26 protein-coding genes are annotated in these 24,389 nt (G+C 31.4%); 16 read left to right on the top strand and 10 right to left on the bottom strand.

All coding sequences use genetic code 11. From position 1 onward, the window contains the following. Positions 1-86 precede the first annotated feature (86 nt). From rmuC to ACKGJY_RS09285, 8 genes are all read left to right on the top strand, one after another. Positions 87-1,406 carry a DNA recombination protein RmuC gene (rmuC, locus tag ACKGJY_RS09320; protein WP_413973607.1) on the top strand — a complete coding sequence of 440 codons (1,320 nt, stop codon included), beginning with the start codon at positions 87-89 and terminating at the stop codon, positions 1,404-1,406. A 126-nt stretch (positions 1,407-1,532) separates the two neighbouring features. Further along, positions 1,533-2,147, top strand: a complete 615-nt coding sequence (locus ACKGJY_RS09315) for a transcriptional regulator (RefSeq protein WP_413973606.1) — start codon at positions 1,533-1,535, stop codon at positions 2,145-2,147. Then, the gene (locus ACKGJY_RS09310) at positions 2,144-2,845 is read left to right on the top strand and encodes a DUF3307 domain-containing protein (RefSeq protein WP_413973605.1); all 702 of its coding nucleotides are present in this window, start codon (positions 2,144-2,146) and stop codon (positions 2,843-2,845) included. The genes ACKGJY_RS09315 and ACKGJY_RS09310 overlap by 4 nt, the downstream gene beginning before the upstream one ends. A 6-nt stretch (positions 2,846-2,851) precedes the next feature. Beyond that, positions 2,852-3,388 carry an acyl-CoA thioesterase gene (locus tag ACKGJY_RS09305; protein ID WP_413973604.1) on the top strand — a complete coding sequence of 179 codons (537 nt, stop codon included), beginning with the start codon at positions 2,852-2,854 and terminating at the stop codon, positions 3,386-3,388. A gap of 202 nt (positions 3,389-3,590) precedes the next feature. Then, positions 3,591-3,971, top strand: coding sequence for an OB-fold protein (locus tag ACKGJY_RS09300; protein ID WP_413973603.1), 381 nt, complete (start codon positions 3,591-3,593; stop codon positions 3,969-3,971). Between the two features lie 12 nt (positions 3,972-3,983). Further along, positions 3,984-4,832: a DUF5777 family beta-barrel protein gene (locus ACKGJY_RS09295; protein WP_413973602.1), complete on the top strand. Its 849-nt coding sequence runs from the start codon at positions 3,984-3,986 to the stop codon at positions 4,830-4,832. 16 nt (positions 4,833-4,848) lie between these two features. Next, a complete protein-coding gene (locus ACKGJY_RS09290; protein WP_413973601.1) occupies positions 4,849-5,217 on the top strand; it encodes a hypothetical protein in 369 nt (122 codons plus the stop codon). 8 nt (positions 5,218-5,225) lie between these two features. Further along, complete coding sequence (locus tag ACKGJY_RS09285; protein WP_413973600.1) at positions 5,226-5,759, top strand: YceI family protein; 534 nt, start codon at positions 5,226-5,228, stop codon at positions 5,757-5,759. A gap of 79 nt (positions 5,760-5,838) precedes the next feature. On the opposite strand, the gene carB is transcribed toward ACKGJY_RS09285, so the two are convergent. Together carB and rpmH are read right to left on the bottom strand one after the other, a co-directional pair. After that, the gene (carB, locus tag ACKGJY_RS09280) at positions 5,839-8,691 is read right to left on the bottom strand and encodes a carbamoyl-phosphate synthase large subunit (RefSeq protein WP_413973599.1); all 2,853 of its coding nucleotides are present in this window, start codon (positions 8,689-8,691) and stop codon (positions 5,839-5,841) included. Positions 8,692-8,805: 114 nt separating this feature from the next. After that, entirely contained in the window at positions 8,806-8,967 is a 162-nt protein-coding gene (rpmH, locus tag ACKGJY_RS09275) for a 50S ribosomal protein L34 (RefSeq protein WP_413973598.1), read from the bottom strand. A gap of 210 nt (positions 8,968-9,177) precedes the next feature. Here rpmH and ACKGJY_RS09270 point away from each other — a divergent pair, with 210 nt between their 5' ends. Then, positions 9,178-9,756: a DUF2892 domain-containing protein gene (locus ACKGJY_RS09270; protein ID WP_413973597.1), complete on the top strand. Its 579-nt coding sequence runs from the start codon at positions 9,178-9,180 to the stop codon at positions 9,754-9,756. Between the two features lie 4 nt (positions 9,757-9,760). Here ACKGJY_RS09270 and ACKGJY_RS09265 read toward each other — a convergent pair whose 3' ends face one another. From ACKGJY_RS09265 to ACKGJY_RS09255, 3 genes are read right to left on the bottom strand one after another with little or no spacing between them, the layout of a single operon-like run. After that, entirely contained in the window at positions 9,761-10,201 is a 441-nt protein-coding gene (locus ACKGJY_RS09265; RefSeq protein WP_413973596.1) for a PH domain-containing protein, read from the bottom strand. 12 nt (positions 10,202-10,213) lie between these two features. Further along, positions 10,214-11,134: a lytic transglycosylase domain-containing protein gene (locus tag ACKGJY_RS09260; RefSeq protein ID WP_413973595.1), complete on the bottom strand. Its 921-nt coding sequence runs from the start codon at positions 11,132-11,134 to the stop codon at positions 10,214-10,216. A 34-nt stretch (positions 11,135-11,168) separates the two neighbouring features. Next, on the bottom strand, positions 11,169-11,834 hold the full coding sequence (locus ACKGJY_RS09255) for an alpha/beta hydrolase (protein WP_413973594.1): 666 nt from the start codon (positions 11,832-11,834) through the stop codon (positions 11,169-11,171). 120 nt (positions 11,835-11,954) lie between these two features. Between ACKGJY_RS09255 and ACKGJY_RS09250 the strand changes: the two genes are divergently transcribed. Beyond that, positions 11,955-12,254 carry a GNAT family N-acetyltransferase gene (locus ACKGJY_RS09250; RefSeq protein ID WP_413973593.1) on the top strand — a complete coding sequence of 100 codons (300 nt, stop codon included), beginning with the start codon at positions 11,955-11,957 and terminating at the stop codon, positions 12,252-12,254. Between the two features lie 68 nt (positions 12,255-12,322). On the opposite strand, the gene mtaB is transcribed toward ACKGJY_RS09250, so the two are convergent. Continuing rightward, positions 12,323-13,636, bottom strand: a complete 1,314-nt coding sequence (gene mtaB / locus ACKGJY_RS09245) for a tRNA (N(6)-L-threonylcarbamoyladenosine(37)-C(2))-methylthiotransferase MtaB (protein WP_413973592.1) — start codon at positions 13,634-13,636, stop codon at positions 12,323-12,325. Positions 13,637-13,720: 84 nt separating this feature from the next. On the opposite strand from mtaB, the gene ACKGJY_RS09240 reads away from it, so the two are divergent. Beyond that, the gene (locus tag ACKGJY_RS09240; RefSeq protein WP_413973591.1) at positions 13,721-15,343 is read left to right on the top strand and encodes an ABC transporter substrate-binding protein; all 1,623 of its coding nucleotides are present in this window, start codon (positions 13,721-13,723) and stop codon (positions 15,341-15,343) included. Between the two features lie 6 nt (positions 15,344-15,349). On the opposite strand, the gene ACKGJY_RS09235 is transcribed toward ACKGJY_RS09240, so the two are convergent. The 4 genes from ACKGJY_RS09235 to ACKGJY_RS09220 all read right to left on the bottom strand — a co-directional run bounded on the left by ACKGJY_RS09235 (position 15,350) and on the right by ACKGJY_RS09220 (position 18,233). Then, a complete protein-coding gene (locus ACKGJY_RS09235; protein ID WP_413973590.1) occupies positions 15,350-15,679 on the bottom strand; it encodes a hypothetical protein in 330 nt (109 codons plus the stop codon). Continuing rightward, on the bottom strand, positions 15,679-16,602 hold the full coding sequence (locus tag ACKGJY_RS09230; RefSeq protein WP_413973589.1) for a TolB family protein: 924 nt from the start codon (positions 16,600-16,602) through the stop codon (positions 15,679-15,681). Before ACKGJY_RS09230 ends, ACKGJY_RS09235 begins: the two co-directional genes overlap by 1 nt. 60 nt (positions 16,603-16,662) lie before the next feature. Further along, a complete protein-coding gene (locus ACKGJY_RS09225; protein ID WP_413973588.1) occupies positions 16,663-17,838 on the bottom strand; it encodes a GlmU family protein in 1,176 nt (391 codons plus the stop codon). Between the two features lie 143 nt (positions 17,839-17,981). Next, complete coding sequence (locus ACKGJY_RS09220; protein ID WP_413973587.1) at positions 17,982-18,233, bottom strand: type B 50S ribosomal protein L31; 252 nt, start codon at positions 18,231-18,233, stop codon at positions 17,982-17,984. Positions 18,234-18,383: 150 nt separating this feature from the next. Between ACKGJY_RS09220 and ACKGJY_RS09215 the strand changes: the two genes are divergently transcribed. The 5 genes from ACKGJY_RS09215 to ACKGJY_RS09195 all read left to right on the top strand — a co-directional run bounded on the left by ACKGJY_RS09215 (position 18,384) and on the right by ACKGJY_RS09195 (position 24,359). Continuing rightward, on the top strand, positions 18,384-18,899 hold the full coding sequence (locus ACKGJY_RS09215) for a DUF4199 domain-containing protein (RefSeq protein ID WP_413973586.1): 516 nt from the start codon (positions 18,384-18,386) through the stop codon (positions 18,897-18,899). 3 nt (positions 18,900-18,902) lie between these two features. Beyond that, a complete protein-coding gene (locus ACKGJY_RS09210) occupies positions 18,903-19,850 on the top strand; it encodes a glycosyltransferase family 2 protein (RefSeq protein WP_413973585.1) in 948 nt (315 codons plus the stop codon). A gap of 98 nt (positions 19,851-19,948) precedes the next feature. Beyond that, the gene (locus ACKGJY_RS09205) at positions 19,949-21,679 is read left to right on the top strand and encodes a phospho-sugar mutase (RefSeq protein ID WP_413973584.1); all 1,731 of its coding nucleotides are present in this window, start codon (positions 19,949-19,951) and stop codon (positions 21,677-21,679) included. Between the two features lie 3 nt (positions 21,680-21,682). Continuing rightward, positions 21,683-23,518, top strand: coding sequence for an ABC transporter ATP-binding protein (locus ACKGJY_RS09200; protein WP_413973583.1), 1,836 nt, complete (start codon positions 21,683-21,685; stop codon positions 23,516-23,518). A gap of 298 nt (positions 23,519-23,816) precedes the next feature. After that, positions 23,817-24,359, top strand: a complete 543-nt coding sequence (locus ACKGJY_RS09195) for an RNA polymerase sigma factor (protein WP_413973582.1) — start codon at positions 23,817-23,819, stop codon at positions 24,357-24,359. Positions 24,360-24,389: the final 30 nt, after the last annotated feature.

The raw sequence follows: 24,389 nt of genomic DNA, 5'->3' as shown, positions 1-24,389 counted from the left end.
TAAGTCTTGGTTGCAGAGTTTAGCGCTGCTAAAATATAACCTTGCTACTTTTTGGAATTTGGTTTTTGTTATTTGATATTTGTTGTATGAACGACAACATCATCATAATTCTTGCAGCTGTAATTTTTGCAGCAATCGGTTTTTTCTTAGGCAATTACTTTTCAAAACTAAAAACAAAAAGCGAACAAAGTACTCTAGAAGAGCGCCAAAATCAATTGCAATTAACTATTGAAGACTTAAAGCAAAACCTGAACAAAATTGAAAGCGAACGCGAGGAGATTCGTCGTGAAAAAGAGTTTTTAAATACGGAGTTGGCTCGAAAAAATTCAGAATACGAAAATTTACAAGAACAAAACCTAAAACGCGATAAAGAGCTAGAAACCCGCCAAGAGCAATTACGCAAAGACTTTGAGTTATTGGCGAATAAAATATTAGAAGAAAAATCGAATAAATTTACGGAACAGAATAAGGAGAATATTAAAAATATTTTGAGTCCGCTACAAGAAAAAATACAAGGGTTTGAGAAAAAGGTAGAAGCGTCTCAAAAGGAAAGCATCAGCATGCATTCGGCATTAAAAGAGCAACTTTTAGGACTAAAAGATCTTAACCAACAAATGACTAAAGAGGCCACCAATTTAACTAGAGCCTTAAAAGGCGACAGTAAAATGCAAGGTAATTGGGGCGAGTTAGTTTTAGAACGTGTTTTAGAAAAATCAGGCTTAGAAAAAGACCGTGAGTATTTTGTACAGCAAAGTTTTACACGTGATGATAACTCCCGTGTGATGCCTGATGTGGTGTTACACTTACCTGACGGAAAGAAGATGATAATTGACTCTAAAGTATCATTAACCGATTATGAACGTTTGGTAAATGCCGATGATGACCAAAAAATAACATTTTTAAAAGCACATGTAAGTTCAATAAAAAGGCATGTAGACCAACTCTCTGAAAAGAATTACCAAGATTTATATGATATAGAATCGCCTGATTTTGTATTAATGTTTATACCCATTGAACCTGCTTTTGCGGTTGCAATTAACGAGGACAATACCATTTACAATAAAGCTTTTGAAAAGAATATTGTAATTGTAACACCATCTACCCTATTGGCAACGTTGCGAACCATTGATACCATGTGGAACAATGAGAAACAACAACGTAATGCCATAGAAATTGCGCGACAAGCTGGTGCACTTTATGATAAGTTTGAAGGTTTAGTAAAAGATTTAACAGGTGTTGGTAAAAAAATTGATGCTGCAAAGACTGACTATTCTTCGGCCATGAATAAACTTGTTGATGGTAGAGGCAATCTAATTACTAGTGTTGAAAAGCTTAAAAAAATGGGAGCTAAGGCTAAAAAATCGCTACCTGAAGCTATTATAAAACGTGCAGAAGAAGATAACTAATTTGCATATCTTACAAAAACATGATATATTTGATTATTCCCTAATAAAGGAATAATTTAATTTATTCCCTTAAAAAGGAATAATTTAAGTTATGCTTTTTAAAAGGAATATGAAAAATGTGTGTTTATGACTAGTATTATAACTGGAGATATTATAAAATCTAGAAGCTTAAAACATCCAGAACTTTGGATGACTGCTCTAAAAGCCGCTTTAGGATATCTAAACTCTGATACATCGCAGTGGGAAGTGTACCGTGGTGATAGTTTTCAGATTGAAATTAGTAACATTTCGAAAAGTTTTATTAGTGCTGTTTACATTAAAGCTTATGTTAAAATGATACATGGTTTAGATGTAAGACTAGCCATAGGTATTGGTAAAAAAACGTACCAAGGTGATACGATAAGCGAATCTAACGGAGAGGCGTTTATATTTTCTGGAGCAACCTTAGAATCTTTAAAAAAAGAAAAGGTGAACTTAAAAATAAAAACAACTAACGAACAGCTTAATGAAGAATTAAATCTTTATTTAAAACTAGCCACTACGTTTATGGATCGTTGGACAGTAAGTTCTGCAGAAATTGTAAAATTAAGTATAGAACAACCAGAAGCATTACAACAAGATTTAGCAGAAATAATAGGTACAAAACAAGATGCTATAAGTAAACGCCAAAAACGTGCTGAACTAGATCTTATATGGGAACTAGATGCTATGTTTCAACAAAAAATAGAAGTATTATCATGATTTTAGTCAAACTTATATTAGCACATCTTATCGGTGACTTCTTTTTACAACCTCAACGTTGGGTTAAAGAAAAGGAAAAGAAAAAATTAAAATCGCCTAAACTCTATTTTCATATACTAATTCATGTTATTGCCACTACTTTATTATTATGGAATGTAGCGCTGTGGCCTGTAATTTTAACTATTGGGGTGTCTCATTTTATAATTGATGGGTTAAAACTTTTATTTCAAACTAAAAAAAACAAGAGACTGCTATTCTTTATAGATCAGTTGGCTCACATACTAGTTATCGTTTTTATTTACTTATCGCAATCAAAAAACGCTGTTAATTTAAGTATCGATCTTGTAGAACAAAATATTCCATTAATTACCTGTTTATTGTTTTTAACGGTTCCTGTATCTATAATTATGAAAACCATTTTTTTAAAGTGGAATATTTCAGAACTCACTAAAAATAGTAAATCACTTACTGATGCTGGTAAATATATTGGTATTTTAGAGCGCGTTTTAGTGTTTATATTTATCATATCAAACCATTGGGAAGCTGTTGGATTTCTTATCACCGCTAAATCGGTATTTCGATTTGGTGATTTAAAAGAATCTAAAACTCGCCAACTCACAGAATATGTACTTATTGGCACCTTAATAAGTTTTGGCATTGCCACAATAACAGGCATAATTTACACCGTTTTAACCTAAAAAAGTATGTTTAAGCATCCTAAAGAATCTCGAGTTTCTATAACAGAATTAATGTTGCCTTCGCACTCTAATTTTAGCGGAAAAATACATGGCGGCCATATCTTAAATTTAATGGATCAAATTGCTTTTGCGTGTGCGTCTAAACATTCACAACACTATTGTGTAACCGCATCTGTAAATCGTGTAGATTTTTTAAACCCTATTGAAGTTGGCGAGCTAGTTACCTTAAAGGCATCTATAAATTATACAGGGAGAACCTCTATGGTTGTTGGTTTACGTGTAGAATCTGAAAACATTCAAACTGGTAAAATTAAGCATTGTAATTCGTCATACTTTACAATGGTTGCCAAAGATAAAGCGGGTAATAATGTAGCTGTACCGGGGATTATTTTAGATAACGAACAGGCTGTAAGACGTTTTGCGAGAAGTATTGCTAGACAGCAACAAACGAGACACCGTTCTTCTAAATTTAATGCTTCAGAATTTAAAATTGAAGAGCATTTAGAAAGCATTAAACAGCAGAATGCTAAAATTGAATTATAAGACGTTAAGTTAAAACTCATATTCTAAAAGCTCCTCTTTAAGTATTTAGCCTAATATTAGTTAGAGTCTTTTTCTACTATTAATTTGGATAAAAAACAAAGCATCAGCAATTAGTTATTTTCAAAATTAATATCCGAAAATAAAAATATCTATCATTTTTTTGTAAGTAATCTTTATTAGTACTACTAACTAATAAATTTTTATGAAAAAAATCATTTTTCTGTTAGGCATTATAGTTATTGCGTTTTTAGCGTATAATTATATCTACAAGAGTCATAGAGATATCAAAACAGAAAAAGTAGCCTTTTCAATAACCTCTAAAGCGTTGTTTGATGAATTTAGTAGTAACCCAAAAGCTTCTCAAACAAAATACCTAAATAAAACTATTAAGGTATCAGGTAGCGTTATAGAAACCAATACAAATACAATTACACTAAATCAGAACGTATTTTGCATTTTTGAAGCGCCTATCTCAAAAGCAGCTGATAATTCTAGAATAACAATCAAAGGCCGATTAATTGGTTACGACGATTTATTAGAAGAAATTAAACTAGACCAATGTTATATCATATCTAACCAATAACACTTAAAACAAATGAAACATTTTTTACTCTTTATTTTTTGCTTACCACTTCTATTACATGCACAAGATGATTTATTAAATGAAATTGATACAGATTCTACAATTAATCAATATGCCGATGCAGCATTTAAGGGGCTTCAAATTGTAAACTTTCAATCTACTAAACTAGTTGCTGATGATACTTTTGTGTTAGTTGTAGCACATAGGTTTGGTAATTTAAAAAATGGTATTGATACGTTTTTTGGTCTAGACGAAGCTGTAACTCGGTTAAATTTTATTTATGGGATATCTGACAACTTAAATATTGGTATCTCTAGAAGTTCTTTCCAGAAAATTTATGAAGGCTCTATAAAATACAGAATTGTTAAACAATCATCAAATGGATTTCCATTAACCATCGTAGGTTTTAATGCTGTTTTAGTAAATACCTCTTTTGAAAAAGAAAGTTTTCCTTTAATTGAATTTAGTGATAGATTGGGATACACATCACAAATACTAATTTCTAGAAAGGTAAACACTAATTTATCTTTAGAATTTGCACCTACATTGTTTCACGAAGGGTTAGTTAGTGTTAATGAACAAGACAACACACAATTTGCTCTTGGTTTTGGCGGACGTTACAAATTAACCAAACGCTGGTCTTTAAATATAGACTACGGATTACATTTAAATAGAGCAGAAAATTCGCCTTTTAAAAATCCACTATCTATCGGTTTTGATTTAGAAACTGGTGGACACGTTTTTCAACTTCATTTTACAAATGCACAAGGCATGAATACAAATTCTTTTTTAGGACAAACCACAGGAGATTGGACAGATGGTGATGTATTTTTTGGCTTTAACCTAAGTAGAACATTTTAACTCAAATAAAATTATTATGAAATCAAAACAATTTATTTACGTCATCATGATTAGTATCGGCTTATTTAGTTGCTCAACAAACAGTACAGAAGATGTTATGGCTGAAGAAGAAACTATAGAAGACCCTCAAGACACTGGAAACATTACCTATAATGAGGATATAAGCGCCTTAATGACGACACACTGCACAAGATGCCACGGACAACCATTAGCTAATGGCGCACCTTTTCCATTACTTGATTTTTCGCAAACTAGTAGTAGAGTAAACCGTATTATATCAAGAACAAATAACGTTAACAACCCAATGCCACCTAGCGGATTAATACCTGTAGCTGATAGAGCATTAATACAGCAATGGCTAGACGACGGATTACTTGAAAATTAAATAAGCTCATGAAAAAAATAATAATTTTAATAATATTCTTTTGTGTAGGTATAACTTACGGACAGAAAAGACTTATTACAAAAACTGGAACAGTAGCTTTTGAAGCTTCGGTAGCTTCTTTTGAAGAAGTAAAAGCAAAAACTGAAAGTACGACAGCTATAATTAATACAGATAATGGTGAATTTGCTGCCCTTATTTTAGTTAAAGGATTTAGATTTAAAAATGCACTTATGGAAGAGCATTTTAATGAGAATTATGCGGAGTCTCATGAATATCCTAAAGCAACATTTAAGGGAAAGTTAGTAGATTTTGATATTGATAATATTAAAAAAAACTATAAAATTAATGGTTCATTAACATTTCATGGAACAACTAAAGTATTAGAAAATATAAGATGTAATGTTACTGAAACTGAAAACGGACTTATAATTTCGGGAGATTTTATGACTTTAGCCTCAGACTATGGTATTAAAATTCCAAAAATTGTAAGCAAAAAAATAGCTGAAAACATTATGGTTTCATTTAATTTTCACTTAAAATAACCTAGTTCTTTAAGTACTAAAAATAATTAAATTAAGAAGGCCGCTTAAAGCGGCCTTCTTGATTATAAAAATAAATATTCTATTTACTTAAATACATTTTTCGGCGAGAGTATAAATCATAAAACTCATCATCTTTTAAGCTGTCTATAAACAAGATACTTTCTCCTGTACTCTTCATCTCTGGCCCTAATGTTTTATCTACATTCGGGAATTTATTAAATGAAAATACGGGTTGCTTAATAGCATAACCTTCTAATTGAGGCTTAAAATTAAAGTCCTTAACTTTTTTCTCACCAAGCATCAGTTTAGTTGCATAATTAACGTATGGTTCTCCGTAAGCTTTAGCAATAAATGGTACGGTTCTAGAGGCTCTCGGGTTTGCTTCTATAATATAAACCATATCATCTTTTACGGCAAATTGTATGTTTATAAGGCCAACAGTATTTAGTGCTAATGCAATCTTTTTAGTATGATCTTTTATTTGCTGCATTACAAATTCACCTAAATTAAACGGTGGCAATGTAGAGTTACTATCACCAGAGTGGATACCACAAGGCTCAATATGCTCCATAATACCAATGATGTAAACTTCTTCACCATCACAAATTGCATCAGCTTCGGCTTCAATAGCACCTTCTAAATAATGGTCTAATAATAATTTATTATTCGGAATTTTATTTAAGAGACTAACTACGTGCTCTTCTAATTCTTTTTCGTTAATTACAATCTTCATACCTTGTCCTCCAAGTACATAAGATGGTCGTACTAAAATTGGAAAGTCTAATTCCTTTGCTACAGCTAAGGCCTCATCGGCAGTTTCAGCAGTATCAAATTGCGGATAAGGAATATTATTTTCTTTCAATAATGTTGAAAAACTTCCTCTATCCTCAGCTAAATCTAAAGACTCAAAACTAGTACCTATAATTTTAACACCATAGCGCGACAGTTTTTCTGCTAATTTTAAAGCTGTTTGTCCGCCTAATTGTACAATAACACCTTCTGGTTTTTCATGCTTAATGATATCGTAAATATGCTCCCAAAATACAGGTTCGAAATACAATTTATCAGCTGTATCAAAATCTGTTGAAACCGTTTCAGGGTTACAGTTTATCATAATAGTTTCGTAACCACATTCTTGTGCGGCATACACCCCATGTACACAACAATAATCAAACTCAATACCTTGTCCTATTCTATTTGGACCAGAGCCTAATACAATAATTTTCTTTTTATCAGTAACAATACTTTCATTATCTGCATAACGCTTACCATCGGCAGTTTGCATATCACTTTCAAACGTTGAGTAGTAATAAGGCGTTTTAGCTTCAAACTCTGCTGCACAGGTATCAACCAACTTGTAAACACGGTTAATGCCCATTTCTTCGCGTTTGCTGTATACTTGACTTTCTAAACAACCCAGCATATGCGCTATTTGTCTATCGCCATACCCTTTTTGCTTTGCTTCTAATAATAATTCTCTATCTATAGAATCAATATTAAAGGTTGAAATCTCTTTTTCTAAAAAGTACAATTCTTCATATTGTTTTAAAAACCACATATCAATTTTTGTGATTTCAAAAATTCTACTTAAAGGAATTCCCATTTTAATAGCATCATATATTGTAAATACACGATCCCAAGAGGCATGAGTTAACTTATCTATTACCTCATCGTAATTAGTATTTTCTTTACCATCTGCTCCTAAGCCATTACGCTTAATTTCTAGAGATTGTGTGGCTTTATGTAATGCTTCTTGAAACGATCGCCCAATACCCATTACCTCACCAACGGCTTTCATTTGAAGTCCTAATGTTCTATCAGACCCTTCAAATTTATCAAAGTTCCAACGTGGTATTTTTACAATTACATAATCTAAAGTTGGCTCAAATAACGCCGATGTAGATTTTGTAATTTGATTACTTAATTCATCTAAGTGATAACCTAGCGCTAATTTAGCTGCAATTTTTGCAATTGGATATCCTGTGGCTTTACTTGCCAATGCTGAAGAACGAGATACACGCGGGTTAATTTCAATAGCAATAATTTCTTCTCTTTCATCTGGAGACACTGCAAATTGCACATTACAACCTCCAGCAAAATCGCCTATACTACGCATCATATGTATCGCCATATCACGCATTTTTTGGTAGGTGCTGTCACTTAATGTCATAGCTGGTGCTACGGTGATAGAATCTCCAGTATGTATCCCCATTGGATCCATATTTTCGATTGAACAAATAATCACAACATTTCCGTTAGAATCTCTAAGTAATTCTAATTCATATTCTTTCCATCCTAAAAGTGCTTTATCAATCATTACCTCATGGATAGGAGAAATTTCTAATCCGTGGCGCAATAATTTATCAAAATCTTTTTCATCATAAACAATAGCAGCACCAGCCCCTCCTAGGGTAAAAGAAGAACGAATACATAAAGGAAACCCGAATTCTTGCGCTATTTCTTTTCCTTTTAAGAACGAAGATGCTGTGGCTTGAGGCGCCATTCCAACCCCAATTTTCCCCATAAGTTCTCTAAACTGTTCTCTATCTTCTGTTACATTTATAGCATCAATATTAACACCAATCATATCAACTCCAAAATCTTCCCAAATGCCTTTTTCGTCTGCTTCAATAGCAAGGTTTAGAGCGGTTTGCCCACCCATTGTTGGCAAAACTGCATCAATTTGTGGATGTTCTTTAAGAATCTTAATAATTGATTTTGTATTCAAAGGCAATAAATATACATGATCTGCCATAGAAGGATCAGTCATGATAGTTGCTGGATTTGAATTAATTAAAATCGTCTCAATTCCATCTTCTCTTAATGATCGAAGCGCTTGAGAACCTGAATAATCGAACTCACATGCTTGCCCTATAATAATGGGCCCCGAACCAATAAGTAAAATAGATTTTAATTTAGGATTTTTTGGCATTTTTCTAAGTATTCGTGTTTAAAATTAATTTGCGTGCTAAATTAGTAATTACTAAACATAAAAAAAGGCGTTACACCTAAGTAACACCTTTTATATATCAACAATTGTTAATCATTATTTCTTATGTCTTGTTTCAGATGATACAGACAATTTTTTTCTTCCTTTTGCTCTTCTTCTAGCAAGTACTTTTCTGCCATTAGCAGAAGCCATTCTATCTCTAAAACCGTGTTTGTTTCTTCTTTTTCTTTTAGATGGCTGAAACGTTCTTTTACTCATCGTCTTGTATCTTTAAAATCTGAATTGTATTGTTTGAATTTTTTTTGACCCTTAGCCAAAACTGAGCGCAAATATACAAAGCTTTTTTATTTCACAAACCTATTTTAAAAATATTTTTTACATAAAAAATTTAGTTTCTTTGCATTTTGAAATAAAAATGAGTGTTTACCTGATATCAAATACTTAAAACTATATTAAAAACAATATATAATGTTTAATAAAATTATAAAATTAATTATTGCTGCGGGAATTATAGCGTATGCTGTGTATCAATTTACAGAAGGGAATATAGGTAATGGCATCTCTCTTATTTTATTAGCTGGTGTTTTTATATTTCTTTATTTTAAAAATGAATTTATTTTACTTTCGTTTTTAAAACTTCGAAAGCAAGATTTTGATGGTGCTAAAAAATGGCTAGATAAAATAAAGAATCCTGAAACTGCTTTAGTAAAAAAACAACAAGGCTATTATAGTTATTTACATGGAATTATGACGATGCAGGATAATATGAATGAATCTGAAAAGCATTTTAAAAAAGCAGTAACGTTAGGCTTATCTATGAAGCATGATTTGGCTATGGCCAAACTAAACCTTGCTGGTATTGCTTTTTCTAAGCGCAGAAAACGTGAAGCACAACAGTTATTAACTGAAGCGCAAAAACTAGACAAACATGGTATGCTAGCTGATCAAATAAAAATGATGAAGCAAAATATGAAACAAGCTGTGGGCCCGAATCAACATTTTGGTGCAGGAGGTTCTTTAAGATCTCAAAAGCGCAAGAGCAGATAACTCTCTATTTTAATTTAGCATCTACTAAAATTCTTGGGTTAACCTCCAATACATTCTTTATAAAATCACTTTTACATTTAGGAGATATTATAATAGTATCAAACTTGTTGTAACTTAATTCTATTCTATCAGTTATAGAAGCTGCCGGTGATGATAATAAAGAGTTTGTTTTTTCAATCTTAGTAATGCTATCTATTGCTATTGTTTTATCAAAGAATACACTACATTTTATTTTTAGAACTTTATTTTGAATAATATACTTTATACTTACAAACATATATACTAAAAATAAAAGTGTGACACTATGTATAATGGATACAATAACTAAACTTGATGTAGTTGCATTATTATTAAAAAACTGGTAAATAAAAATACCAAAAAACAACAAAAATATAGTTACTAAAACACCATAACTAATTTTGGATTTATATACTTTATTCTGCAATGTTTAAATCTATTAATTATAGTACCCTTCTTTGGGAATGTCTATATAATATTTTTTTCTAGATTTATTATTTAAATGAGGCTCTCTTAACCAAGGATTATGCAGCTTTAGTATTTTATAATTTATACCAAAGCGTTCAGCAAATTTTGTAAAATCAGTGACTGCTGTATCTACTTCCATTCTAAAAGTAGGAACATTAGAGTACAAATCTTTAGCCCGAAAATTAAAACCATATGTATCAGGGTTGGATAGTATTTCTTTAAGTGCTACAATTCTAAACAGGTAACGCCCCGTTTCTTCACCTAAAAGTAAATCGTAATAATCAGAAACTCCTTGCTCTTTAAGCCTTCTTGATACTCCAGCGTTTCCTGCATTATAGGCAGCAGCAGCTAAAGTCCAAGATCCTAATTCTGCTTTTGCTCTTAACAAGTATTTACAAGCTACCTCTGTAGATTTTTCTAGATGGTAACGTTCATCTACATTATCATTAACCTCTAACCCATTCTCGCGCCCCGTAGCCTTCATAATTTGCCAAACACCTCTAGCACCTGCAGGAGAAACAGCATTTGTTAATCCACTTTCTATAACTGCTAAATATTTAAAATCGTCTGGCACGCCATATTTAGCCAAAATAGGCTCTATAATAGGAAAGTATTTTTGTGAACGTTTAAACATTAACAATCCGTTAGATTGCCAATAAGTATTCACTAACAACTCTCTATCCATACGTTCTAATATATCTGGATTGTGTAATGGTACAAGCTCTCCTGCAAAAGATAAATCTTCTGGAACTTGTAAAGCATACACATTATAATCGTTAATTAATTTCTTTTCGAAATTTTCATCAGTAGGGGCGTCTTGAAGGGCATATGTAAACAATAAACATAAACTTAATAATCCCACAAGCGCTAAAATTCGTTCAATCCTCTTCATCTATAATAAGTTTTCAATAAAGGTAAAATAATTTTTAGTTATCTAAAATTATACGTGGTAAATTCTCGTTAAACCATTTGTATTTATAGATTATCATAGCATGAGTACCTTTTTTAATAGTGATACAATTAGTTATATTTTTAATTGGGAAAACACTATCATTATCACCATGTATATGAATAACACTTGGTGTACATTCGGCACCATCCCAATGTAGCATTTTATCTATAGCCCAATCTAAGTAAGTTCTATCACTTACCGACAAATACATTTTATAAAGATTAATGCGTTTTTTTATTTTATCACCGTAAGCATATTTAGCTAATAGATCTACCCTACTTGCTAATCCTGTTGGTAATAATTTATAAGCTTTTGTAGATTTTGCAATATGCATGCGCTTTGGCAGTTCTTCTTTAGATTTTACTGTAGATACAATAATGAGCTTTCTAAGCGTAACAAATTTACTCATTTCTTGTACTAAAACACCACCAAAAGAAACACCTAATAAAACACTATTATCATGCTTAATTTTTTTTGTCATTCTATGTGCATAATCACTTAGTGCTTCGTTTTTTTCTGGCAGTAACCACTCCAAATAATGCAATTTAAATTGATGGGATGGTAGTTTAATATTTTCAAAAATTAACGGACTAGCAGCCATTCCTGGCATTAAATACACGTGTATTATCTCTTGACTCATAAGGTTTTAACAATGCTATATATTTAATCTCTCAATTTTTTTTCGTACTTTTGCACAAAGTTATATAAATAGTATCTACTATTTAACGCATTACTTCTTTAAATTAAATAGAAAACACTTATGGTTGAAACTGCTGAACAATTAGTTGACAATGATTTTTTACGTCAATTTGAAATCAAAATGAATGGACATTTAGCAAAAATTGAATACTCTTTACAAGAACGCAAGATTTTTTTAACCAAATTAATAGTTCCAGAAGAAATAGACGATGCTAGCTTTAAAAAAGAATTCATGGCAGCTGTTTTTGAAGAAATACAAGATAGAAATTTAAGCGTGATGCCTACGTGTCCTGCAATTGCAAAGTTTGTAAGAAGTAATAGAAAGTACAAAAGAATGTTGCCTGTAGGTGTTAGAATTTAACAGGACAACTTTTTAATAAACTAAAAAACCGAAACAATTATGTTTCGGTTTTTTTTATGAAATTAATTCTATATAACTTCAAATCGTACTAAACCATCATCATCAATTTTAGTAAGTGCTACGTTTTGTAACGTATTTACCAATTCTGGATTCCAAGGTGCTTTGACTTTTACATAGTTTTCTGTAAAACCATGGATATACCCTTCTTTATTTTCACTCTCAAATAATACAGTTCTTTTAGTTTTTAATTGACTTTCATAAAAGGCACGTCGCATTTTAACCGAAAGACCTCTTAACATTTTACTGCGTTTTGTTCTAATAGTTTTAGGCACTACCCCATCCATTGTTGCTGCTTCTGTATTATCTCTTTCGGAATAGGTAAATACATGTAAATATGAAATATCTAATGCACTCAAAAAATTATACGTTTCTAAAAAATGTGCTTCTGTCTCCCCTGGAAAACCTACAATAACATCAACACCAATACAGGCATGTGGCATTACTTCTTTTATTTTTAAAACTCTATCTACATAAAGCTCTCGCATATAGCGCCTTTTCATCAATTTTAAAATAGCATTACTACCTGATTGAAGTGGGATATGAAAATGAGGTACAAATGCTCTTGATTTAGACACTAAATCAATAGTTTCATTCTTCAATAAATTAGGTTCAATAGATGAAATTCTTAAACGCTCAATACCTTTTACCTTATCCAACTCAGAAACTAAATCTAAAAAGGTATGCTCATGGGTTTTATTACCAAATTCACCTTTACCATAATCACCAATATTTACTCCAGTAAGTACTATTTCTTTTATATTTTGTTTTGCTATTTCAATGGCATTTTTCAAAACATTATCCATCGTATCACTACGAGAAATACCACGAGCTAAAGGAATTGTGCAGTATGTGCATTTATAATCACAGCCATCTTGTACTTTCAAAAAAGCTCTAGTTCTATCGCCTATAGAATAAGAACCTACATAAAAATCGGCATCTTCTATCTCGCAAGAATGTACTTCTCCAAAATCATTTTTGGTAAGATCATTTAAATAATCGGTAATTTTAAATTTTTCAGTAGCGCCTAATACTAAATCTACACCATTAACATCTGCTAGTTCTTGCGGTTTTAACTGTGCATAACAGCCAACCGCAGCTACAAACGCATCAGGATTAGATTTTTGAGCTTGCTTAACAATTGTTTTAAAACGCTTATCTGCATTTTCAGTAACTGAGCATGTGTTAATCACATAAATATCAGCCTTTTCAGAAAAATCTACACGATTAAAACCTTCATTTACAAAACGTCTTGCAATGGTAGAGGTCTCTGAAAAATTCAGTTTACAACCTAAGGTATAAAATGCGACTTTTTTGTTATTCACTTTAATTAACCCAAACTTGTTTCAGGGAATTTTAAAATTTATCTTTACGGCTAAAGGATTGCAAATTTACAACTAATAAGTTATATGATAAAACGCGTTTGGTATCAAATAATTAGCTATTTATCAGTTAGTTGCCTGGTTTTATCTTTTTTTTCCTGTGGAAAAAGTAGTGAAACAAATAAAGATCACCTTGTTTTTCGTTACAACGAATTTGCAAATATTAATACTTTAGATCCTGCTTTTTCAAGAACACTACAAGATAATTCTGTCTGCAACCAATTATTCAATGGTTTAGTCCAGTTGGATGATAAACTTAATATTTTACCGTGTATTGCTAAACGTTGGGTTATTTCTGATGATGGAAAAACCTACACATTCTATTTACGAAATGATGTTTATTTTCATAAGCACAAACGTTTTGGTAAAGATTCTACTAGAACAGTTGTAGCAAACGATTTTACTTATAGCTTAAATAGACTAAGAGATGAAAAATTAGCAGCTCCTGGTAGTTGGGTTTTAAATAAAGTTGATGACTTTAAAGCAGTTAATGATACTGTTTTTAAAATCTCTCTAAAGCAACCTTTTCCTGCGTTTATTGGATTACTCACCATGAAATATTGCTCTGTTGTACCTAAAGAAATTGTAGACTATTATGGCACAGAGTTTCGCGCAAACCCTATTGGTACTGGCCCTTTTAAATTTAAGCGTTGGGAAGAAAATATAAAATTAGTATTTAGAAAAAACGAAAACTATTTTGAAACTGATAAATACGGTAATTCACTCCCATATTTAGAAGCTATTGCTCTAACATTTTTACCAGATAAACAAAGTGAGTTTTTACAATTCGCCCAAGGTAATATTGATTATCTGCAAGGTTTAGATGCTTCGTATAAGGATGAATTATTAACAGCTGATGGTAAACTTAGAGACAGTTATACCAATACAGTAAATATGGCAACTGGCCCCTATTTAAATTCTGAATACCTAGGATTCTATTTAGATTCTGAAACTCCTGAAATACAATCTAAACTGATAAGAAAAGCTGTAAATTATGGATTTGACAGAAAGAAAATGATGATTTATCTACGCAATGGTATTGGTAATCCTGCAAATGGTGGCTTTATCCCTTTAGGTCTTTCTGGATATAACAAATCTATAGGTTTTACATACCAACCTGAAAAAGCAAAAGCCCTTATTAATCAATTTAAAGAAGAAAGTGGTATTACTAATCCTGAAATAACTTTAGTAACTTCAAGCAATTATTTGAGTTTTTGCGAATTTATACAACGTGAATTAGAAAAAGCAGGTTTAAAAATAAATGTTGATGTAATGCCAGAAGCTACGTTACGATCGGCACGTACCGAAGGTAAAGTAGATATGTTTAGAAGCTCATGGGTGGCAGATTATATGGATGCTGAGAATTATTTATCTATTTTTTATAGTGAAAACTTTACCCCAAAAGGCTCTAACTACTTTCATTTTAAAAATAAAACAGTGGATAGTCTGTATAATGTAGCCTTTAATATTTCTGATATTGATAAGCGAAAACATTTGTATACTACTATAGATTCCATAGCCATGGAAAATGCTATTATGGTACCATTATTTTATGATGAAGTAGTAAGATTTACTAGAAAAAATGTAAAAGGTTTAGGAATTAATCCTATAAATATGTTAGATTTTAGGTATGTTTACAAAGAACAATAAGATTATTTATTCTTTTCCTATATCATTTATTTCTTCTCCAATATGTACTTTAGTTTTTTTCCATATTACTTCTAATAAGTAATGAATTAAACAAGCTAATGCTATTCCAAAAGGCATTTTTAATATTCCTAAATGCGGTATACTGAATAAAATATCACTTCCTGAAAACATATAATGACCGAACCACAGATAATATATTACTCCACCAAATATTACACTACCTAGGTAAAAGCAAACCAATCCTAATATAACACTTAAAAAAGCATTTTTGTTATACGCTATAGCTAATCTGTAAAAATACTTTCCAATTAAGTAAATACAGATGATACCTATCATTATTTTTTTAAAGTTAAATAATAAATATCATCATCACCTTCACCTCCTTTTCGTTTAGATACAATAAATCCTGTTTTATTATTTGTAAACATCACAAGAGACAAATCATCTTCTTTACTATTTATAGGCTTTGGTAATTTTTCTGCCTTTTTGTAAGTACCATCTTCTTTTATTTTACACTGATATAAATCGTAACCACCTAAACCATTAGGCCTATTTGAAGCAAAATAAAGTGTACCATCTGCACTAACCGTAGGAAACATTTCTCTACTATACGAGTTTACTTTTGAGCCTAAATTTTTAATATCACCAAAAGTAGTATTATCTAAAATATCAACCTTAAAAATATCCGAAGCACCTTTTGTGGTTTCTCTTCCTCCTCTAAAATTTGCGGTAAAGTATAATGTTTTACCATCAGCACTTAAAGCTGGGTGCGCATAAGAAAATTTAGGTTTACAAAATGGTAACACCTTAAAATTAGTAAAACCAATTCCTGCTTTATATTCTCCAATTTCTATATGAAAATTAGCCTTGTTATAGGAGCCTTTAGGTCTGTTTTTATTTGTGTAAGTAGTTGTAATATATATTTTATTGCCGTTGGGTGATACTGTGGCGCTTATTATATTTTCTAAACCAGATTTTGGATCAATTATAATATCTTCAATACTTTGAATGTTACCATCAGTAGTAACAGTGCCTTTATAAATCATTAATATGCCTTGACCATCAAATGCCTGTTTTACTTTGCCCTTTTTATTTAATTTGTATGATGTGAACAAGATTTGATTAGCTCCAAATAAACTAACCCCAAAATGAGGATACTTTGTATTAAGTTCTAAGTTTTTAACTTTATATACTTTAGACTGATTGTAACCTAAAGAACTTAAAAGCATAAAAAAGAATAGTAATGATTTTTTTATCATATTAAAACATTTACACACTAACAAATATACAAATGTTTCGTTTTAAGACTATTGCTAAGATTATTCTCGTCTGTATGTTTTAGTGCTTTCAAAAACATGCTCTAGTATAGCTTGGTCTTGTTCTGAAAATTCTATGCTTCGTCTAGCCATCACAACCTTAGCTACTTCAAATGCTTTTTTAGTTAAGTACGTTGTAAAACCACTATTACCGCCCCAACTAAAACTTGGCACAAAATTCCTTGGAAAACCACTACCAAAAATATTAGCGCTTACACCAACTACAGTGCCGGTATTAAACATCGTATTTATACCACATTTACTGTGATCTCCCATCATTAATCCGCAAAATTGCAAACCTGTTTTAGCAAAACCTTCAGTTTGATAATCCCATAGGCGTACCTCGGCATAGTTATTCTTTAAATTAGAGTTATTTGTATCTGCACCTAAATTACACCATTCTCCCAAAACAGAATTTCCTAAAAATCCATCATGTCCTTTATTAGAATATCCAAAAATTACAGAGTTATTTACCTCCCCACCTACTTTACTGTGCGGGCCTACTGTAGTTGGTCCGTATATTTTTGCACTTAATTTAATAGTTGCATTATCACATAGCGCCAAAGGGCCTCTAACTACTGCTCCTTCCATTATCTCAGCATTTTTACCAATATAAATTGGACCTTTACTTGCATTAAGTGTTGCGAATTCTAATGTTGCGCCCTCTTCAATAAATATATTTTCGGGAGCAATTGTATTATTACTTGCAGGTATGGGTTGAGACATTTTGTTTTTAGTTAAAAGCGTAAAATCTTCTTGAATAGCTTCTCCGTTTTTAGAAAAAATATCCCAAGTATGTTCTATTTTAATATAATCTCCACTAAAATCAGTCCCATCATAAGCATCAAAATCGATATTTTCCTGACCTTCTGTAGCATGAAACGCGACAACATCTTCACCCACAAAAATAGCTTCATTTGCTTTTAAAGAAGTTATCATTTCAACTAATTGAAGGTTTGGTAAAAATGAAGCGTTTATCATTATATTCTCCTCCATTTCAACCATAGGAAATTTTTCAGATAAATAATCTTCAGTAACTGTTGTAGTTGTAGCACCTAGGTAGGCTTCCCATTTTTTTCTTATTGTTAAAATACCAACACGAATATCCGCAACTGGTCTTGTAAAAGTAAATGGTAATAAATTATGTCTTGAAGGCCCATCGAAAAGAATGTAATTCATACTAAGTTTAAATTTAAAATTTGAAATTTGAAGCTTTCGCTCAAACTAATCACTAAAACTTGATCTAAAAAAAATAATACGTAAAAATAAAAAAAGCCTTTCAATAGTAGAAAGGCTTTTTAAAATATATGTTTTAGGCTAGTTTATTTTTTAAACTTAGCATATTTGTTTTTGAATTTATCGATACGTCCAGCAGTATCAACTAACTTAGACTTACCAGTGTAATATGGATGTGATGTTCTTGAAATTTCCATTTTTACTAGTGGGTACTCAACACCATCTACATCTAAAGTTTCGTTTGTTGTAGCAGTAGATTTTGTTAAAAACACATCATCATTAGACATATCTTTAAATGCTACTATTCTATAATTTTCTGGATGTATACCTTTTTTCATCGCTTTGCGCTTTAAATCTTATTTTTCGAGGTGCAAATTTAAGTATTTTTTACAAATGAACAACTCTTTTTAATATTTTTTATTTTATTAAATGTGTAACGTTTTGCTATCTTTGTTTACTAACAATCCATATAACCAAAAACAAAAATTATGGAAACCAAACAAATCACTCCAGGAAAATTCTCAATTAATTATGGTCTCATTTTAGGTATCATAATGGTGCTAATTGCAGTTACTATGTATGCTACTGGAATGATGCTTGAAGGGAAGCAATGGCCAATGTACCTTTATTACATAATTTTTCCTGCTTTTATTATCTATACGATCAGCCAATATAAAAAGCATAATTCTGGGTTTCTCACGTTATCTGATGCTTTAAAAACTGGCGTAGCCACTGCAGCCATTAGCGCATTAGTTTACGCAATCTATAATATTTTATTCAATTATGTTATAGACCCTGAATTTATGGGGAAAATGATGGAAATAACAAGAGAAAAACTCTATGAAAATCCTAACATGACTGAAGATATGGTAGATAATAGCGTAGAAATGATGGAAAAATTCTCAAATCCTATTCTAGGATCTGCAATTTGGATAGGGCTTAGCGCTATATTTGGTTTAATTTACGCCTTAGTTGGAGGTTTAGTCATGAAAAAAGAGGCTTAATTAATGAATATATCCGTAGTTATACCACTACTTAACGAAGAAGAGTCTTTAAACGAATTACATGATTGGATAGCTCGCATAATGCAATCCAATCATTTTTCTTATGAAATTATTTTTATTGATGATGGCAGCACTGATAATTCTTGGAATGTAATCGCTAAACTTTCTACAATCAACACTTCGGTTAAAGGCATTCGGTTTTTAAGAAATTTTGGCAAATCTCAAGCATTACATGCTGGTTTTGAAAAAGCTGAAGGTGATGTTATCATAACTATGGATGCAGATTTGCAAGACAGTCCAGACGAAATTCCGGAGTTATACAACATGATTACCTCTGAAGGCTATGATTTGGTATCTGGCTGGAAAAAGAAACGTTATGATGCTGTAATTACAAAAAATTTACCTTCAAAATTATTTAATTGGGCCGCTAGAAAAACATCTGGTGTAAAGTTGCATGATTTTAACTGCGGCTTAAAATCATATAAAAAAAACGTAGTAAAGCATATTGATGTTAATGGTGAGATGCATCGTTATATCCCTGTTTTAGCAAAAAATGCTGGTTTTAGTAACATTGGCGAGAAAATTGTAAAACACCAAGCAAGAAAATATGGCGAAACCAAATTTGGTATTGACAGATTTATTCACGGTTTTTTAGATTTAATTACTATTTGGTTTTTATCGCGGTTTGGTAAACGCCCTATGCATTTATTTGGTGCCTTAGGTGTTATTATGTTTAGTATTGGTTTTGGCTTTGCTTTTTATTTGGGTATTGATAAATTGTTTATTCATAAAACAGGTCGTTTAATAACACAACGCCCCCAATTCTTTATAGCATTAGTAACCATGATTATAGGTACACAATTTTTTGTAGCCGGATTTTTAGGAGAACTTATTTTAAGAAATAGAACCGATAAAAAACGGTATTTGGTAAAAAGCGAACTAAATTTTTAATACTGTTTTCGTAAATGTTTAGTTAAAAGGCTTTATTATAAAGTCATATTATTCAATCAAATGTTTACTTTTGTTTTAGCATAAAAAACTATACCACTATGATTCATATTGAACCAAAAATTTTAAATAGAATAAACTCTTGGTTAACACCAACTTTTGATACCGAAACGCAAACAATTATAAAAGATAGTATTGCAAATAATCCTAAAGATATACAGGAAAGTTTTTATAAAGATTTAGAATTTGGTACTGGTGGTATGCGAGGTATAATGGGTGTTGGCACAAACCGTATTAACAAATACACCCTTGGAAAAAGTACACAAGGTTTAAGTAATTATCTACACCAACAGTTTCCGAATGAAACACCAAAAGCTGTAATTGCTTTTGATTGTAGACACAATAGTCAAACACTGGCAAAAGTAGTAGCTGATGTATTTTCTGCAAATGGTATTGAAGTATTTTTATTTGAAGACTTAAGAGCAACCCCAGAGTTATCTTTCGCTGTAAAACATTTAAATTGCCATTGTGGTATCGTTTTAACAGCATCTCACAACCCTCCTGAATACAACGGCTATAAAGTATACTGGCAAGATGGTGGACAATTAGTACCACCACATGATGCTGCCTTAATTAATGTAATAAACAAAGTAGACTATGCAAATATTAAGTTTGAAGCTAATGATAACTTGATAAAATATATTGGAAAAGATGTTGATGATGTATTTATTGATGCCTCTGTTGAGAATGGAAAAGTAGGTGCAACTCAAGACGCTAAAGATAATTTAAAGATTGTTTTTACATCACTTCATGGTACTTCTATTACTGCTGTTCCTGAAACTTTAAAACGTGCAGGGTATAAAAATGTACATATTGTTGAGGAACAACGCAAACCGGATGGCGGGTTTCCAACCGTTACATCTCCAAACCCAGAAGAACCTGCTGCTTTAAAAATGGCTTTAGAGCTGGCTGATGAAGTTGGTGCTGATATTGTTATAGGTACAGATCCTGATTGTGACAGATTGGGCGTTGCTGTTCGAAATTCTGAAAACAAACTACAATTACTAAATGGTAACCAAACCATGGTGATGATGGTAGATTTCCTTTTGAAAAAATGGAAAGCTGAAGGCAACATAAAAGGAAAAGAATTTATAGCCACAACCATTGTTTCTACTCCAATGTTGAACAAATTGGCCGATGCTTATAGCGTAGATAATAAAATAGTTCTTACCGGTTTTAAGTGGATTGCTAAATTAATTAAGGATTTTCCAGAATTAGATTTTATTGGTGGTGGCGAAGAAAGTTTCGGTTTTATGGTTGGCGATTTTGTGCGTGATAAAGATGCTGTAACTTCTACCCTTTTAGCATGTGAAATTGCAGCCATAACAAAAGCGAATGGCAGTTCGTTCTTTGAAGAACTAATTAAGCTTTATGTAGAACACGGGTGTTTTAAAGAAAAATTAATATCCCTTACTAAAAAAGGCATTGAAGGTGCAGAAGAAATTAAACAAATGATGGTTGATGCGCGCCAAAACCCTCTAACGGTAATAAACGGCTCTAAAGTTGTTAAAATTGAAGATTACGAATCTGCTACTTCTAAAAATTTAGTAACAGGAGAAACCACTTCAATAGATATTCCAAAATCAAACGTGATTATTTATTATACTGAAGATGGAAGTCAAGTTGCATTAAGACCAAGTGGTACAGAACCAAAAATTAAGTTTTATGTGAGTGTAAATGCTACATTGGATACTACAGAAGATTTTAAAACCTTAGAAGCAGACTTAGACACCAAAACAGAAACTATTTTAAAAGACATGAATCTTATTTAATTAATGAGTCATTTTACAAATATTTTAAGGTACGCAAAGCCTTATAAAAATTATGCCGCTGGACACATTATTTCTAATGTGTTTTTTGCGTTATTTGGGACACTATCGTTTGTAGCTTTAAAGCCAATGTTGGACGTTATTTTTGATAAAGAAAAAACGATTCCAACTGAAAAACCTGTTTATACAAGTTTAAACAAATTAGCAGATTTTGCAGGCGATTACCTCAACTACGAAATGTATCAATTTACTGGAGGCAATAAAGGGAGAGCGCTAATGTTTACTATCGGGTTGATAGTGGTTATGTTTTTGCTTAAAAATCTTTTTGGGTATTTAGCAAATTACTTCCTTGTGTTTTTAAGAAACGGTGTTATAAGAGATATAAGAAATAGAGTATATAAAAAAACAATAGAGTTACCGCTTTCTTACCTATCCGATCAAAGAAAAGGCGATATTTTAGCTCGTGTTACTGGCGATGTTCAAGATTTACAATATTCATTTTTATCAGTTTTAGAGCTTATTGTTAGAGAGCCGCTAACCATTCTATTCACCATAATAGCAATGGTATATATTAGCCCGCAACTTACATTATTCGTGTTTATTTTTATTCCTATTATGGGTTTTGTAATCTCTAAAATTGGAAAGAGTTTAAAACGAAAATCAGATCGGGTTCAAAAAGAACAAGGTATGTTTTTATCTACCTTAGAAGAAACATTAACTGGTTTAAGAATTATTAAGGGCTTTAGTGCAGAAAAAAAATTTAATGATAAATTTCAAGAATCTACGAATAGGTTTTATCAGTTTTCAAATAAACTCTTAAACCGTCAAAATTTGGCGTCACCTGCAAGTGAATTTTTGGGTATCTGTATGATATCAGTAATTTTATGGTATGGTGGTAATCTTGTATTAAATAATGATACAACTTTAGCTTTAGATGGTGGTAGCTTTCTTATTTACATGGGTTTAGCTTATAATATATTAACACCAGCCAAGGCCATTTCACGAGGTTTGTACAACATTAAAAAAGGAGGTGCTGCCGCAGAGCGTATCCAAGAAATTATTGATACACCAAACCCATTAAAAGATACACCAAATGCTATTGTAAAAGATGCATTTACTTCTGAAATAAAATTCGATAATATCTCGTTTAAATATAAGGACGACTATGTTCTTAAAAACTTCAGTTTAACTATTCCAAAAGGAAAAACTGTGGCACTGGTTGGACAATCAGGAAGTGGAAAATCTACCGTGGCTAACCTCATTACAAGGTTTTATGATGTAAATAAAGGAGATATCTTAATTGATGGCACAAACATAAAAGACTTATCTACTAGTTCACTTCGCAAACAATTAGGTATTGTAACGCAAGATGCTATTCTATTTAATGATAGTATTAAAAACAACTTAAAATTAGGTAATGAAAACGCCACAGACGAAGACGTCATTGAAGCACTTAAAGTGGCTAATGCCTGGGAATTTGTAAAAGACTTAAAAGGTGTTCTTGAATACAATATTGGAGATGCTGGTGGTAAACTTTCTGGTGGCCAAAAACAACGTTTAAGTATTGCAAGAGCCGTTTTAAAGAGTCCGCCAATTATGATTCTAGACGAGGCTACATCAGCTTTAGATACTGAAAGTGAGCGCATTGTACAAAAAGCCTTAGATAATATGATGAAAAACAGAACTTCTATCGTTATAGCACATAGACTTTCAACCATACAAAATGCAGATGAAATTGTAGTTTTTAGTAAAGGCGAAATCGTAGAACAAGGTAAACACAAAGCACTTATGGATAAAAAAGGTGCTTACCATAAACTTGTTGAAATGCAAAGTTTTGAATAAGTTTCGTTAAGAGTTTTTATAAAAAATAAAAAAGGATAGTGATTTGGGCAACTATCCTTTTTTTTGGTTTATGTTAGACTTGGGGACGACTAACATTATAAGTAGGTTTCTGATACAAATTTATAGTAAATAAACATACAAACCAAAAAAAAGTGTTTTTTATCGTGTTTATTTACACTTCATCGATATATTTATTTATAACTGTATGATTATTAACTCATTAAATACTTTTTGATATATTAAAAATATCAAATTAAACTTTCTTTATATTTAACAGTCTAACTACCAAACCAATTTTGTGACTGACGAAGCGCAATTAATACAGCAATTACAATCAGATACTAAAAAAGAGCAAGCCTTTAGAGCTCTTATGTCGCTTTACAAAGAGCGCCTATATTGGCATATACGAAATATTGTAAAATCTCATGATGATGCTGATGATGTACTTCAAAATACATTTATTAAAATTTATAGAAACATCCATAATTTTAAAGGCGATAGTAAATTATTTTCATGGATGTATCGCATTGCTACAAATGAATCCATAACTCTAATTAATAAAAATGTTAAACGTTTACAAATTACTAGTGAAGAAGTACTACAACTTGCTATAAATAATCTAACCTCTGATGTGTATTTTGAAGGGGATGCTATTCAACTAAAATTACAAAAAGCTATTGCTACACTTCCACAAAAACAACAATTGGTATTTAATATGAAGTATTTTGAAGATATAAAATATAAAGATATGTCTGAAATTTTAGAAACTAGCGAAGGCGCACTTAAAGCATCGTATCACATAGCGGTAAAAAAAATTGAAGCGTATTTAATTGGGAATTAAACCTTTTGTACAAAAACAAGTCAAAAGACT

The sequence above is a fragment of the Hyunsoonleella sp. 2307UL5-6 genome, assembly GCF_047345485.1.
In the GTDB taxonomy this organism is placed as follows: Bacteria; Bacteroidota; Bacteroidia; order Flavobacteriales; family Flavobacteriaceae; genus Jejuia.
Note: the sequence above shows the minus strand (reverse complement) of the source record. Positions and strands in the feature narration are given on the sequence as shown.

Bases quoted from the DNA above. Each gene is read 5' to 3' on its own strand.
- rmuC (WP_413973607.1), top strand. From the start codon at position 87: ATGAACGACAACATCATCATAATTCTTGCAGCTGTAATTTTTGCAGCA.
- ACKGJY_RS09315 (WP_413973606.1), top strand. From the start codon at position 1,533: ATGACTAGTATTATAACTGGAGATATTATAAAATCTAGAAGCTTAAAA.
- ACKGJY_RS09310 (WP_413973605.1), top strand. From the start codon at position 2,144: ATGATTTTAGTCAAACTTATATTAGCACATCTTATCGGTGACTTCTTT.
- ACKGJY_RS09305 (WP_413973604.1), top strand. From the start codon at position 2,852: ATGTTTAAGCATCCTAAAGAATCTCGAGTTTCTATAACAGAATTAATG.
- ACKGJY_RS09300 (WP_413973603.1), top strand. From the start codon at position 3,591: ATGAAAAAAATCATTTTTCTGTTAGGCATTATAGTTATTGCGTTTTTA.
- ACKGJY_RS09295 (WP_413973602.1), top strand. From the start codon at position 3,984: ATGAAACATTTTTTACTCTTTATTTTTTGCTTACCACTTCTATTACAT.
- ACKGJY_RS09290 (WP_413973601.1), top strand. From the start codon at position 4,849: ATGAAATCAAAACAATTTATTTACGTCATCATGATTAGTATCGGCTTA.
- ACKGJY_RS09285 (WP_413973600.1), top strand. From the start codon at position 5,226: ATGAAAAAAATAATAATTTTAATAATATTCTTTTGTGTAGGTATAACT.
- carB (WP_413973599.1), bottom strand. From the start codon at position 8,691: ATGCCAAAAAATCCTAAATTAAAATCTATTTTACTTATTGGTTCGGGG.
- rpmH (WP_413973598.1), bottom strand. From the start codon at position 8,967: ATGAGTAAAAGAACGTTTCAGCCATCTAAAAGAAAAAGAAGAAACAAA.
- ACKGJY_RS09270 (WP_413973597.1), top strand. From the start codon at position 9,178: ATGTTTAATAAAATTATAAAATTAATTATTGCTGCGGGAATTATAGCG.
- ACKGJY_RS09260 (WP_413973595.1), bottom strand. From the start codon at position 11,134: ATGAAGAGGATTGAACGAATTTTAGCGCTTGTGGGATTATTAAGTTTA.
- ACKGJY_RS09255 (WP_413973594.1), bottom strand. From the start codon at position 11,834: ATGAGTCAAGAGATAATACACGTGTATTTAATGCCAGGAATGGCTGCT.
- ACKGJY_RS09250 (WP_413973593.1), top strand. From the start codon at position 11,955: ATGGTTGAAACTGCTGAACAATTAGTTGACAATGATTTTTTACGTCAA.
- ACKGJY_RS09240 (WP_413973591.1), top strand. From the start codon at position 13,721: ATGATAAAACGCGTTTGGTATCAAATAATTAGCTATTTATCAGTTAGT.
- ACKGJY_RS09235 (WP_413973590.1), bottom strand. From the start codon at position 15,679: ATGATAGGTATCATCTGTATTTACTTAATTGGAAAGTATTTTTACAGA.
- ACKGJY_RS09230 (WP_413973589.1), bottom strand. From the start codon at position 16,602: ATGATAAAAAAATCATTACTATTCTTTTTTATGCTTTTAAGTTCTTTA.
- ACKGJY_RS09225 (WP_413973588.1), bottom strand. From the start codon at position 17,838: ATGAATTACATTCTTTTCGATGGGCCTTCAAGACATAATTTATTACCA.
- ACKGJY_RS09220 (WP_413973587.1), bottom strand. From the start codon at position 18,233: ATGAAAAAAGGTATACATCCAGAAAATTATAGAATAGTAGCATTTAAA.
- ACKGJY_RS09215 (WP_413973586.1), top strand. From the start codon at position 18,384: ATGGAAACCAAACAAATCACTCCAGGAAAATTCTCAATTAATTATGGT.
- ACKGJY_RS09210 (WP_413973585.1), top strand. From the start codon at position 18,903: ATGAATATATCCGTAGTTATACCACTACTTAACGAAGAAGAGTCTTTA.
- ACKGJY_RS09205 (WP_413973584.1), top strand. From the start codon at position 19,949: ATGATTCATATTGAACCAAAAATTTTAAATAGAATAAACTCTTGGTTA.
- ACKGJY_RS09200 (WP_413973583.1), top strand. From the start codon at position 21,683: ATGAGTCATTTTACAAATATTTTAAGGTACGCAAAGCCTTATAAAAAT.